Source organism: Psychrobacter sp. TWR1-1-1 (assembly GCF_049895865.1).
GTDB classification, from domain to species: Bacteria; Pseudomonadota; Gammaproteobacteria; order Pseudomonadales; family Moraxellaceae; genus Psychrobacter; species Psychrobacter immobilis_A.
The window spans coordinates 195,961-208,452 of record NZ_JAFCTE010000002.1 but is presented as its reverse complement, the minus strand read 5'-3'; the positions used below and the strand labels follow the sequence as shown (position 1 = coordinate 208,452).

Annotated in this window: 10 protein-coding genes; 2 read left to right on the top strand and 8 right to left on the bottom strand. The window is 45.4% G+C overall.

Going from position 1 to position 12,492, the window contains the following annotated elements; all coding sequences use genetic code 11:
* Positions 1–47: 47 nt before the first annotated feature.
* Positions 48–851 carry a sulfite exporter TauE/SafE family protein gene (locus ACP69U_RS02945; RefSeq protein WP_176393006.1) on the bottom strand — a complete coding sequence of 268 codons (804 nt, stop codon included), beginning with the start codon at positions 849–851 and terminating at the stop codon, positions 48–50.
* 195 nt (positions 852–1,046) lie between these two features.
* Here ACP69U_RS02945 and ACP69U_RS02940 point away from each other — a divergent pair, with 195 nt between their 5' ends.
* Together ACP69U_RS02940 and ACP69U_RS02935 are read left to right on the top strand one after the other, a co-directional pair.
* Positions 1,047–2,006, top strand: a complete 960-nt coding sequence (locus tag ACP69U_RS02940) for a biotin--[acetyl-CoA-carboxylase] ligase (RefSeq protein ID WP_087813969.1) — start codon at positions 1,047–1,049, stop codon at positions 2,004–2,006.
* A gap of 37 nt (positions 2,007–2,043) precedes the next feature.
* Complete coding sequence (locus ACP69U_RS02935; protein ID WP_055123442.1) at positions 2,044–2,772, top strand: pantothenate kinase; 729 nt, start codon at positions 2,044–2,046, stop codon at positions 2,770–2,772.
* A gap of 79 nt (positions 2,773–2,851) precedes the next feature.
* On the opposite strand, the gene ACP69U_RS02930 is transcribed toward ACP69U_RS02935, so the two are convergent.
* The 7 genes from ACP69U_RS02930 to ACP69U_RS02900 form a co-directional block, all read right to left on the bottom strand.
* Positions 2,852–3,319, bottom strand: a complete 468-nt coding sequence (locus ACP69U_RS02930; protein ID WP_238048842.1) for an energy transducer TonB — start codon at positions 3,317–3,319, stop codon at positions 2,852–2,854.
* 184 nt (positions 3,320–3,503) lie between these two features.
* Positions 3,504–4,691, bottom strand: coding sequence for an isovaleryl-CoA dehydrogenase (locus ACP69U_RS02925; protein WP_426137773.1), 1,188 nt, complete (start codon positions 4,689–4,691; stop codon positions 3,504–3,506).
* A 131-nt stretch (positions 4,692–4,822) separates the two neighbouring features.
* On the bottom strand, positions 4,823–5,740 hold the full coding sequence (locus ACP69U_RS02920) for a hydroxymethylglutaryl-CoA lyase (RefSeq protein WP_426137772.1): 918 nt from the start codon (positions 5,738–5,740) through the stop codon (positions 4,823–4,825).
* Positions 5,741–5,757: 17 nt separating this feature from the next.
* Positions 5,758–7,875 carry an acetyl/propionyl/methylcrotonyl-CoA carboxylase subunit alpha gene (locus ACP69U_RS02915; protein ID WP_426137771.1) on the bottom strand — a complete coding sequence of 706 codons (2,118 nt, stop codon included), beginning with the start codon at positions 7,873–7,875 and terminating at the stop codon, positions 5,758–5,760.
* Between the two features lie 69 nt (positions 7,876–7,944).
* Entirely contained in the window at positions 7,945–8,754 is an 810-nt protein-coding gene (locus tag ACP69U_RS02910) for an enoyl-CoA hydratase/isomerase family protein (RefSeq protein ID WP_426137770.1), read from the bottom strand.
* Positions 8,755–8,919: 165 nt separating this feature from the next.
* Entirely contained in the window at positions 8,920–10,530 is a 1,611-nt protein-coding gene (locus ACP69U_RS02905; RefSeq protein WP_296240303.1) for a carboxyl transferase domain-containing protein, read from the bottom strand.
* A gap of 135 nt (positions 10,531–10,665) precedes the next feature.
* On the bottom strand, positions 10,666–12,441 hold the full coding sequence (locus ACP69U_RS02900) for an AMP-binding protein (RefSeq protein ID WP_238049045.1): 1,776 nt from the start codon (positions 12,439–12,441) through the stop codon (positions 10,666–10,668).
* Positions 12,442–12,492: the final 51 nt, after the last annotated feature.

Here is a 12,492-nt window from a genome sequence, read left to right as displayed (position 1 = left end):
ATATTCCCTAAAGTAATATCATCCGAAATAGTCGAACGATTAGTATTCTAAATCACCCCAATCCCACTTAACAACAACTGCCCGCCTGCGACCAATAACAACACCCCAAAGGCGCGCTTAAGCGTTAGCGCAGGTAATTGGTGCGCAAGCTTGGCACCGACTTTTGCCATCGCAAAGCTAGCGACAGAAATACATAAAAAACCCGTGATATGCACAAAACCTATCGTGCCCTCAGGCAGGTTGACCACATCTTGCCCGAACCATGCAAACCCTGCTGCGCCTGCCAATGCAATCGGCAATCCACAAGCGGCAGACGTGCCGACCGACTGCTTCATCGGTAACCCTGCCCAATTCAAAAACGGCACGGTTAAGCTGCCACCGCCAATACCAAAAATAGACGACGCCATGCCAATCCCTGTACCCGCGCCGAACTGTACGCCAGTTGACGGTAGCGGTTTACCCAGCTGCTCTTTATTGGACAAAAACAGCATTTTTAAAGCAACCAATAACGCGCCGACACCGATGATGGCTTGCAATACTTTACCGTCAATCATATCGGCAATACCAGCTCCCACCAAACTACCGATGACCAAGCCGAGTGCCATTTTGCGCCATACTTCCCAACGCACGCCGCCACGCTTATTGTGCGCAGTCATTGAGCTGATCGAGGTCACAACGATAGTCGCCAGTGACGTACCAATCGCCAAATGGGTCACCACTTCTGGTGAAAAATCATAAGCGGTAAAAATCCATACCAATGCTGGTACGATAATCATGCCGCCGCCAACGCCAAATAAACCGGCACTGACACCCGCAAATGCCCCTGCAATCACAAACCACACATATAACATCATCGAATCAGCCTTTTATCACACTTATTTTTATAAAAATTATTTAGTTTTATAATCACTTGCCTATCGCATTTGCTAAATCATAATCCGACCTTTATGCTGTTTATTTGGTATTGTCTAATCGTGAAAATCTCATGACAATCGCCCAGTATAACAAAGATTATCCACGCTATATTAACCACATCGACGAAACTTATGCCGCCATTTTCCAATTTTTCTGACGACTCATTAGAGCTTCATCATTTACCACAGCTGAACCATCGCCACCTTGTCAGCAGTGCCTCCACCAATAGCGAGCTGATAGCAGATGTACAACATGGCACGTTAAATGCTGCGCAGATGCATTTACTGACCGCTGAAACCCAAAGCGCTGGACGTGGGCAGCACGGGCGCTCGTGGCAATCACCGCGCGGCAATGTCTATCTGTCGTTATATCATCCTGTTCATCTGCCGATTAGCGGTTTATTGTCACTAATCATCGGCATTGAACTGGCAAAAATGCCCGTTATTCAAATATTAAATGAGCAATTACGCGCGCAAGGATTGACGCCCATCGGCGTGAAGTGGGCAAATGATTTGGGCTTTTATCAACTGCCATCTGACTCAATGTCAAATGAGCCTAAACTGGCAGCACAGACCCTACCTTTTCATAAACTTGCGGGTATTTTAATAGAACCTGTTACCCAAACGGGCAAATTGGTCGGCGTGGTGATGGGCGTAGGACTTAATGTACAGGCAACGCCCAAACTCACTGCGCAAACCTGTGAAGGCATGAGTTATCAGGCGATTAGCCTACAGGATATTTATGAGAAGCTAAAACCAGAGACAGATATTGTGAGCCTACCAAGCCTAAAAATGCTTTACCAACAAATGAGTAAAGCCCTGCTAGCCGCGATGACACGCTTTGAGCACTTAGGATTAGAGAAGCCCACTGGTCAAAGCTATAATTTGGACAGCTTTTTAAAACAGTTTGAGTCGATGGATGCACTGGCAGGATTACGCTTGCACGTTACTCAAGAGCATAACGGTAAAACAGATAGTATCACAGGTTATGCTTGTGGTCTTGATACACATGGATGTTTGCAATTGCGTCAAGATAGCGGTAAGATTTCTGCGCTTTTTACCGGACGCATCGACGTTATTGATAAGGCTTAAATCAAAGACCCAATGGGCACGATATAAAGGGATTTTTATGCTCTGGTTAGATCTTGGCAACACCCGTCTAAAATACTGGCTCACCGATGATATCGGACAAATAGTCGCGCATGATGCCAAGCAACATTTGCAAGCGCCTGCCGAACTACTGATGGGTTTGACCGATCGCTTCGAGCGTTATGCGCCTGATTTCATTGGTATCTCATCGGTGCTGGGCGACGATTTAAATGTTAAAGTGTCAGAGACGTTAGGTCGTCTGAATATTCCGTTTGAGTTTGTCCATGTCGATGCAGCGCATGCTTTGATGAAGAGTGCTTATAATGACGAACAGCTCGGCTGTGATCGTTGGCTACAGATGCTGGGCGCCGTAGATAAGAAAAAACGTCAATGCGTGATTGGCTGTGGCACAGCAGTGACCATTGACTTGATTGATCATGCTGAGCATTTGGGCGGTTATATTTTCCCCAGTATTTATCTGCAACGTGAATCACTATTTTCAGGCACTAAGCAAATCACCATATCCAATGGCACCTTTGATAGTGTGGGTCAAGGCATGACCACACAAGATGCGGTACATCGCGGCATACTATTATCAATCGTCGGTGCCATCAATGAGATTAGCCATCGCCATCCCAACTTTGAAGTTATCATGACGGGTGGTGATGCATCTATTATCTCGCAGCACGTCAACCGTCCAGTACGCTTGCGTGATGATTTATTGTTGAACGGTCTGGCACGATATTTTGATCATACCAAACAGTCGTAATACTCAATAGATACTTTTACATTGAAAATAAAAAAAGCAGTACGTGTAAGGCGTACTGCTTTTTAGTATTGTTTAAGCTTTAGTAATACTCAAATATTATTGGAACGGTTACTTTGCCTACTACTGTCTTACTATCTTTTCTAAATGGTTTCAAAAGACTGCGGCGTAACTCTCTCATAAACTCACTATCAATTTTATCGGAGCCACTACTCTTCAATACGGTAATATTTGCAACTTTACCTTCCTGATTTACAATTAATAAAAATTTCATTTCCGCACGTTTGAGTTTGCAAGGTTCTTCCGGATCACAATTACCCTCTAAGTTGCGAATGTGACGACTATCGAACCTTGGTTGATGTACCCACTTCGCATCAGAAGTTGAAAACTGAATGACGGGTTGCGATGGTGACATGTCTGCTAACTCAGCATTTGCTGAGTGTACCGCAAATACACTCAGTAGAAATAGCGCTTTTGTCAGCACAGAAATAATAGTTAATCGCAGATTTATCTTGAAGCGTGTTTTAGGTGTGGTAATAGTCAGCAGCATAGACGATATCTTATAAATATGGCGAATAAAAAAGGCTAAGAAGCAACTCTATTAATCGATTATTGTCAATCAAAAAATAAAATATACCTTAGCACAATTGTTCGTTATTAACCAGCCATTGTCCTAAGCTAGTCTGGTTATGCCAAATTTAGAAAGTCGCTGATGATAGTATTATATTTTTATACTATTTAGTCTCATTAAATAGCTCACGACCAACTAGCATACGGCGGATTTCACTGGTACCCGCGCCAATCTCATACAACTTGGCATCGCGCCAGTAGCGACCAAGTGGATACTCATTGGTGTAGCCATTACCACCAAAGATTTGAATGCCCTCGCCTGCCATCCAGGTGGCTTTTTCGGCACACCATAAAATCACACTAGCGCAATCTTTACGTACTTCTCGGCTATGACCGGCACCGCGCGCGTCCAACATATCGAGATTTTTGCCGACAGTGTACAAGAAGCTGCGACCTGCTTGCAATATCGTATACATGTCTGCGACTTTGCCTTGAATAAGCTGGAACTCACCGATGGCTTGACCAAACTGCTTACGATCATGGATATAAGGCACGACATTATCCATCACCGCTTGCATGATGCCGATAGGACCTGCAGCTAATACTGCACGCTCGTAATCTAGCCCGCTCATCAATACCTTAACGCCTTCATTGAGACCGCCTAAGATGTTCTCTTTAGGTACTTCAACATTATTAAAGGTCATCTCACCAGTATGGCTACCACGCATGCCGAGTTTGTCCAGCTTTTGTGCTGTGCCGAAACCTTCCATGCCTTTTTCAACGATAAAAGCGGTCATGCCTTTGCCGCCTAGCTCTGGATTGGTCTTAGCATAAACCACCATCACGTCAGCATCGGGACCATTGGTGATCCACATTTTAGTGCCGTTCAACACATAGCTGCCGTCTTTTTCTTCAGCTCTGAGCTTCATGCTGACAACATCTGAACCAGCGCCTGTCTCACTCATGGCCAATGCACCGATGAACTCACCGCTGACCAGCTTTGGCAAGTATTTTTGTTTTTGTGCCTCAGAGCCATTACGTTTGATTTGGTTGATACATAGGTTTGAGTGCGCACCATAGCTCAGCGCTACCGATGCCGAAGCGCGGCTAATCTCTTCCATCGCAACCATATGTGCGACATAACCCATGTTTGATCCGCCGTACTCTTCAGGAACAGTAATACCATGCAGACCGATATCACCCATCTTCTGCCATAGATCCATAGGGAACTCATCACTACTGTCAATCTCGGCAGCACGTGGGGCGATTTCATTGACCGCAAACTGCTGCACCATATCACGTAGCGCATCAATATCTTCGCCAAGCTGAAAATTCAATCCAGGTAAACTCATAACTATTCCTTGTGTTTTGATATTTTTAAATTTCGAATTTTAATCTGTTTTTTAAAGCCACTGTAACTATATCTTTAATGCCATTTCTGATGCCATAGTCAATCCACTATACTAATTAAGACTGACGTTTATTAATGGCGTTTATTGATTAAGGCACGTGCCACGTTTGAGCCATTCGGGCGCTTTAAGAATGCACTGATACGCTCGCCTGCCACGACCAATTTATCCAAGTCGATACCCGTACTGATACCCATACCATGCAGCATATACACCACATCTTCGGTTGCCACGTTACCCGTTGCACCTTTGGCATACGGACAGCCGCCCAGTCCAGCCACCGAGGTATCAAACTCGCTAACACCCATTTGTAGTGCGGCTAAGGTATTACTTAATGCTTGACCATAAGTGTCGTGAAAATGACCCGATAGCATAGAGATATCAGCATATTCTAATGCAGCTTGTATCGCGCGTTGCACTTTGAGAGGCGTACCAACACCAATCGTATCAGCGATGCCAATTTGCTCTGAGCCAATCTCAACCAGACGCTTGGTCACATAAGCTACTTGGCTAGGGTCAATGTCGCCTTCATAAGGACAACCCACTGTACAAGAAATGACGCCGCGTACTTTGATGCCCTGCGCTTTTGCCGCAGCAGCCACTGGCGCAAAACGCTCAATACTCTCATCGATACTACAGTTGATATTCTTTTGGCTAAAGGTTTCGCTGGCTGAGCCAAAAATAACGATTTCATCAGGACGATGCAAGATAGCATTTTCAAAGCCACGTATATTGGGTACTAGGACTGAGTAGCAAATATCTGTCTGCCGTGTCGGTGCTAACGCATCAAGTAGCTCGCTATTATCGCCCATTTGTGGCACCCACTTTGGCGAGACAAAACTGGTTGCTTCTAGCTTTTTAACACCGGCTGCAATCAAATCGTTGATAAGCGTTTGCTTAACCGCAGTCGGAACCGTCATTGATTCGTTTTGTAGTCCATCACGCGGACTGACATCAACGATTCTGACATATTCTGGATACGCATTTTTCATACTAATCGTCCTTTTGATTATTTGCTTTTAGTATCAATGCGCAATAGCTCATCACCATCAGCGACCAAGTCACCTACTGCAAATAACAACTCTGCCACCACACCATCCGTCGGCGCAGTAATAGTATGCTCAATTTTCATGGCTTCAATAACTGCTAACGGCTCGCCTTTTTTCACGGTATCGCCAACCGCCACTTTAAAGGCAACAACCTGTCCTGGCATCGGTGATTTTAAACTACCGACCGCTGCGGACTCTTCACCCACATGTGCCATAATATCAACAAGCGTAATCTCGTCACGACCACTGTCTGTGAACACATAGACCGTCTCATTATTCACCCAGCTTTGCGCACTAGTACGTGCACCATCCAACCATAACGTATGATTATTTTCGTCACTGCTAACATAGCTCACTTGACCTTCATAAACTGTTTCGGTCTGAGCAGCTACGTTAATATTGCTATTATCCTGCGTGTTAGCGATTTCTTTTTCGATAGCGAGCGTAAAGCTGCTCGACTTGTCACTGCCTTTTTTACTATCAGAACAACTTGCATTATGCCAGTTGCTCATGCGGGCAGTATAAGCACTCTCATCATAAACCAAGCTAAATGAACGAGTATAATCGCTATAAGCACGGAAGCCTGTAGGTTTGCTAAATGGATCAATATCTGACTCTTGCATTGCAATCTCACTCGCAAGCTGACGAGTAATGACGGTCACAACGAGCGTCGATAAAGCTAAAGGCTGCTGATTAAAAATCGCATCACGCTCGTGCTCAATCAATGCCGTATCGAGATTGGCTTTGCTAAAAGACTCTGTATTTAAGATATAGCGTAAAAATGCCGCATTATTCGGCAAACCCACGATACGCGTTTGCGCAAGTGCTCGATCGAGCTTGGCTAATGCTTGCTCTCGCGTTGGCGCATGCACGATAAGCTTGGCAATCATAGAGTCATAGAACGGGCTAATCACATCACCTTCGCGCACACCATCATCGATACGTACGCCAGTACCATTTTTATCAATCATAAAGGTGCTATGTTCAGGTTTCTGATACGTGAACAACGTCCCTGTCGCTGGCAAGAAGTTATTGTCAGGGTTTTCAGCACAGATACGCGCCTCGATAGCATGACCATTAATAGTCAGATCGGCTTGGGTTTTTGGCAATGGTTGACCTGCCGCGACTAAGAGCTGCCATTCGACCAAATCGACACCGGTAATCGCTTCGCTGACTGGATGCTCAACCTGCAATCGCGTATTCATCTCCATAAAATAAAAATTCATAGAATCTTCGCGCTGCTCAACGATGAACTCAACTGTGCCTGCGCCGACATAATCGACCGCACGAGCCGCTTCGATAGCGGCGGTTCCCATCGCTTCACGCATCGCAATATCAACGCCCGGCGCTGGCGCTTCTTCTAGTACTTTTTGGTGACGACGCTGTACGGAACAATCACGCTCAAACAAATGCACATAGTTGCCATGCGTATCGCCAAATACTTGGATTTCGATATGGCGCGGTTTTAAGGCGTATTTTTCAACCAACACTTTATCATCACCAAAGCTGGTAATGGCTTCACGGCGACATGAGTCTAATAAATCTACAAAATCGCTGCTTTTTTCAACGATACGCATGCCTTTACCGCCGCCACCTGCACTGGCTTTGATCAAGACAGGATAGCCAATACTATCGGCTTGCTGCTGCAAAAATTCTGCGTCTTGATTGTCACCATGATATCCCGGTATCAGTGGTACGCCCGCTATTTCCATCAAGCGCTTGGATTCAGATTTGCCGCCCATGGCGCGGATAGCATCAGCCGATGGACCGATAAATACCAGTCCTGCATCCTGACAAGCTTGCGCAAAGTCAGCATTTTCACTTAAAAATCCATAACCCGGATGAATCGCTTGGGCGCCAGTCTCAAGCGCTATCGCGATAATCGCATCACCTTTTAGATAGCTGTCTTTTGGTGCCGAACCGCCCAGATAGATGGCTTCATCACAGACAGCCACATGCTTGGCCTCACGATCCGCATCAGAGTAAACAGCGACGGTGCTGACACCCAGACGCTTGGCAGTCGCGGCTACTCGGCAGGCAATTTCACCACGGTTGGCAATTAGAATTTTAGAAAACATAACTATCCCTGTGTGTTATCGTTTTTATTTGAGATCTTGTCTATTGACTCATTTGTCTCTCGTGCATTATCAATCTGCCGTCAACCAATCCGGCTTACGTTTTTGCAGAAAGGCTTGCACGCCCTCTTTACCTTGCTCTGATGAGCGAATATCAGCGATGCCTTTTACCGTATCGGCAATCAGCTTATCAGTGATGGGAGCATCAGCGACATCGTGTAATAGCTGCTTGCAGGTTTTGACTGCATCAGGGCTGTTTTTGACGACTTTGCTACAAAATATAGCGACCTCATCAGCTAGCCATTCTTCGCTAACACGTTCATGGATAAAGCCAAGCTGCCGTGCCTTTTTAGCATCAAATACTTCAGCACTTAAGAAGTAACGCTGTGACGCTCTAGCACTCAGTGCTCTGATGACATAAGGGCTAATCGTTGCAGGCGCTAAGCCTAAACGCACTTCGCTGAGGCAGAAGTTTGCAATTTTAACAGCGATGGCCACATCACAGACAGCCACTAATCCCATGCCGCCTGCATAAACATCACCTTGAATAGCCGCAACTGTTGGCTTAGGACATTCATAAATAGTTTTGAGCATCTGTGCTAATTTGTCCGCGTCTGCTAGGTTTTCCTCGTAGCTATAATCCGCCATGGCACGCATCCAGTTCAAATCGGCACCTGCACAGAATGCCTTGCCAGCAGCTGCTAATACAATGACACGTACGTCATCATCAGCGCCAAGCGTATTAAATGCATCGGTTAGCTCAGCAATCATTTCATCATTAAAGGCATTACGTATCTCAGGACGATTTAACGTCACTGTTGCCACGTGCTGTTCCACTTTAACCAGTAGGCTTTTATAGTTATTATCACTGTCTTTTTGCATTATTTTCTCTATATTTTTTATGTAAATACTTAAACAAACTCTTGGTCAATCCATAATAATGTTAATACAAGGAAACCAAGTGCAAAAACTAAGCGTAAATGTACAAACCATACTTCAAATGAGGTTAACGCACTAGTCGCTTATTATGGGAAGGCCTTAAAACTATTACATTCTAAAAACCCCAAATGTCGTCTCTTCGATCGGCGCGTTATAGGCGGCGCTCAACCCTAACGCCAATACATTACGGGTATCAGCAGGATCAATCACGCCATCATCCCATAAACGTGCAGTGGCATAATAGGGATGACCTTGCTCTTCATACATTTCGCGTATCGGCGCTTTGAACGCCGCTTCATCTTCGTCGCTCCACGCCTCGCCTTTACGGTCAAAGTTATCGCGCTTCACCGTTGCCAATACTGATGCTGCTTGTTCACCGCCCATTACAGAGATACGCGCATTTGGCCACATCCATAAGAAACGCGGACTATAAGCACGGCCACACATGCCGTAGTTACCGGCACCGAATGAGCCGCCAACGATAACAGTAAACTTAGGTACTTTTGCATTCGCCACCGCCATCACCATCTTGGCGCCATGACGAGCGATACCTTCATTTTCATATTTACGACCAACCATAAATCCGGTGATGTTTTGCAAAAATATTAATGGAATTTTGCGTTTACAGCACAGCTCAATAAAGTGCGTACCTTTTTGTGCCGACTCACTAAACAAGATACCGTTATTGGCGATAATACCGACTGGCATCCCTTCGATATGAGCGAATCCACAAACCAGCGTCGTGCCAAAGCGTGATTTGAATTCATCAAAAGCACTGTCATCGACGATACGAGCAATGATTTCTTTGATATCAAACGGCTTACGTTTATCCGTTGGAATGACGCCATATAGCTCTTTGGCGTCATAGCGTGGCTGACGTGGTTTGATTTGATTGGGCACTTGCTTCGCAGGACGATTTAGATGGCTAACGATGTTGCGCGCAATCGACAATGCATGAGTGTCGCTTTGTGCTAAGTGATCGACAACCCCTGACAGACGGGTATGCACATCGCCACCGCCCAAATCTTCGGCTGTGACTTCTTCACCTGTCGCCGCTTTTACCAGTGGTGGACCACCCAAAAAGATGGTGCCTTGGTCTTTCACGATAATAGACTCGTCACTCATCGCTGGTACATAAGCCCCTCCAGCCGTACAGCTGCCCATGACCACGGCAATCTGTGGAATACCGGCGGCACTCATATTGGCCTGATTAAAGAAAATGCGACCAAAGTGTTCTTTATCGGGAAATACGTCATCTTGATTGGGTAAATTGGCTCCACCTGAATCCACCAAATAGACACAAGGCAAATTGTTTTCTTGCGCGATTTCTTGCGCACGCAGATGTTTTTTGACCGTCATTGGGTAGTAAGTGCCACCCTTTACCGTGGCATCATTACAGACAATCATACACTCAATGCCATTGATACGACCGATACCCGCAATCACGCCCGCCGCTGGAATCTCTTCGCCATACATATCATGCGCTGCCATCGGTGCCACTTCTAAAAATGGCGTACCTACATCGAGCAAACGCTCGACGCGCTCACGAGGCAAGAGTTTGCCACGGGCTAAATGCTTGGCGCGGGCACGCTCTGAACCGCCTTGCACGACTTTACGTAAGTGACCATATAAGTCATCGACCACCGCTTGCATGGCGGCACTGTTTTGCTGAAATTCAGCGGCATTTGGACTCAGTTTACTGGTTATGATAGCGCTCATGATATCCCTTTTTCTTTAATACGTAGATACGTAAATGCGAGTGGCTTTTTTCTTTTAGTCTTGACTCATAATAATAATTTTTAATATAACAGATCTGAAATAGTCTTTAGTATTACAGATTAAGTCATCATCTGATTACAAACCCAGCTCTTCTTTCATTTGTTCAATAATTTTATATTTCTGAATTTTCCCAGTGATGGTCATTGGATATTCAGTCACGAAACGATAATAAGTCGGTACTTTATAATGGGCAATATGCTCGCTACAGAACTCGCGAACTTCCTCTTCTGTCAAGCTGTCTGCTTCTTTAGGAATAATCCATGCCGCGAGTACTTCGCCATATTTTTTATCAGGAATACCGACGATTTGCACATCCCGAATCTTTGGATGACGATAGAGATAGTTTTCGATTTCGACCGGATAAATATTCTCGCCGCCGCGAATAACCATATCTTTACTACGACCAACGATTTTGACATAACCATCTTCATCCATCGTAGCCAAATCACCCGTATGCATCCAACCATCTTGGATAGCCGCGCGGGTTTTAAAGCGACTGCCCCAATAGCCTTTCATCACTGAATAACCGCGTGTCAATAACTCCCCGGTCTCGCCCAATGCGACAATCTCACCCGTTTCAGTATTGACGACTTTGACCTCAAGCGCAGGCTGCACTAAACCAACGGTCGATACTTGCTTATCAAGCGGCGTATGTTCATTAGTCTGGCAAGATACTGGACTGGTCTCTGTCATGCCATAGGCAATGGTGACTTCGCTCATGTGCATCTCATCAATGACGCGGCGCATGACTTCAATCGGACAACTAGAGCCTGCCATGATGCCAGTACGCAAAGTCGATAGATCAAAGTTTTTAAATTCCGGATGGTCAAGCTCAGCGATAAACATCGTTGGCACGCCATGTAGACCCGTACATTTTTCTTCTTCCACCGCTTGTAATACCGTCAGTGGCTCAAAACCATCGTTCGGATAAACGATACAGCCACCATGCGTGAGAATCGCTAGGTTACCGAGTACCATACCAAAGCAGTGATAAAGTGGCACCGGAATACACAGTTTATCTTCTTCAGTAAGGTTCATGGCCTCACCGATGAAGTAACCGTTGTTAAGAATATTACGATGGCTTAAAGTTGCACCTTTTGGCGTACCAGTCGTGCCACTGGTGAACTGTACATTGATAGCGTCAGTATTTTTGAGCTGGGCTTGGCGCTCTGCAACCCGTGGATCATTGGCATCACCTTCCGCCATCCATGCAGAGAATTTCTGCATAAAGCCAAAGGTTTCTTCAGATGCTGGCTCATCAATCCAGATGATACGCTCAATCGTCGGAATCTCGACCAAATCAAGCTGAGTGTAGTCTTTATGATAAATTTCAGGACACAGTTCACTGATGAGACTGGCGTAATCGCTGGTTTTGAAATGGCGCATAAGTACGAGCGCTGAGCAGCCCAATTTATTCAAGGCATATTGCAGCTCAAAAGTACGATAGGCAGGATTGATATTGACAAGGATGACACCGACTTTTGCCGTCGCTAATTGCATGAGCAGCCATTCAACATTATTGTGCGACCAGATACCGATGCGATCACCGATTTCCAGCCCCATCTCAATCATACTACTGGCCAGCTGATTGACTTGCTGTTGTAGCTCGCGGTAAGTCCAGCGGATATTTTGATGGCGAGAAACCAAAGCTTCGCGCTCTGGATACTTAGATACAATTGCATCAAAAAAGTCACCGATAGTCGCTTCAATGAGCGGTACATCAGGGCCTTTATCATAGCTTTGGGTAAGCGGTGCATTTGCTGAGCGTGCGCCCATATTAATACTAGGAATGCTATTTAGAATAGTATCAAAATCAATTTGAGTCGCATCGAAATCAGAATTTTGCGTCATAACGAGTCCTTTCGTTTTACTTTTTATGGTACTTATTAGTCGCCTATCATC

What these genes read in the sequence shown, in the direction of transcription:
- ACP69U_RS02945 (WP_176393006.1), bottom strand. Translation starts at nt 851, where the DNA reads ATGTTATATGTGTGGTTTGTGATTGCAGGGGCATTTGCGGGTGTCAGT.
- ACP69U_RS02940 (WP_087813969.1), top strand. Translation starts at nt 1,047, where the DNA reads ATGCCGCCATTTTCCAATTTTTCTGACGACTCATTAGAGCTTCATCAT.
- ACP69U_RS02935 (WP_055123442.1), top strand. Translation starts at nt 2,044, where the DNA reads ATGCTCTGGTTAGATCTTGGCAACACCCGTCTAAAATACTGGCTCACC.
- ACP69U_RS02930 (WP_238048842.1), bottom strand. Translation starts at nt 3,319, where the DNA reads ATGCTGCTGACTATTACCACACCTAAAACACGCTTCAAGATAAATCTG.
- ACP69U_RS02925 (WP_426137773.1), bottom strand. Translation starts at nt 4,691, where the DNA reads ATGAGTTTACCTGGATTGAATTTTCAGCTTGGCGAAGATATTGATGCG.
- ACP69U_RS02920 (WP_426137772.1), bottom strand. Translation starts at nt 5,740, where the DNA reads ATGAAAAATGCGTATCCAGAATATGTCAGAATCGTTGATGTCAGTCCG.
- ACP69U_RS02915 (WP_426137771.1), bottom strand. Translation starts at nt 7,875, where the DNA reads ATGTTTTCTAAAATTCTAATTGCCAACCGTGGTGAAATTGCCTGCCGA.
- ACP69U_RS02910 (WP_426137770.1), bottom strand. Translation starts at nt 8,754, where the DNA reads ATGCAAAAAGACAGTGATAATAACTATAAAAGCCTACTGGTTAAAGTG.
- ACP69U_RS02905 (WP_296240303.1), bottom strand. Translation starts at nt 10,530, where the DNA reads ATGAGCGCTATCATAACCAGTAAACTGAGTCCAAATGCCGCTGAATTT.
- ACP69U_RS02900 (WP_238049045.1), bottom strand. Translation starts at nt 12,441, where the DNA reads ATGACGCAAAATTCTGATTTCGATGCGACTCAAATTGATTTTGATACT.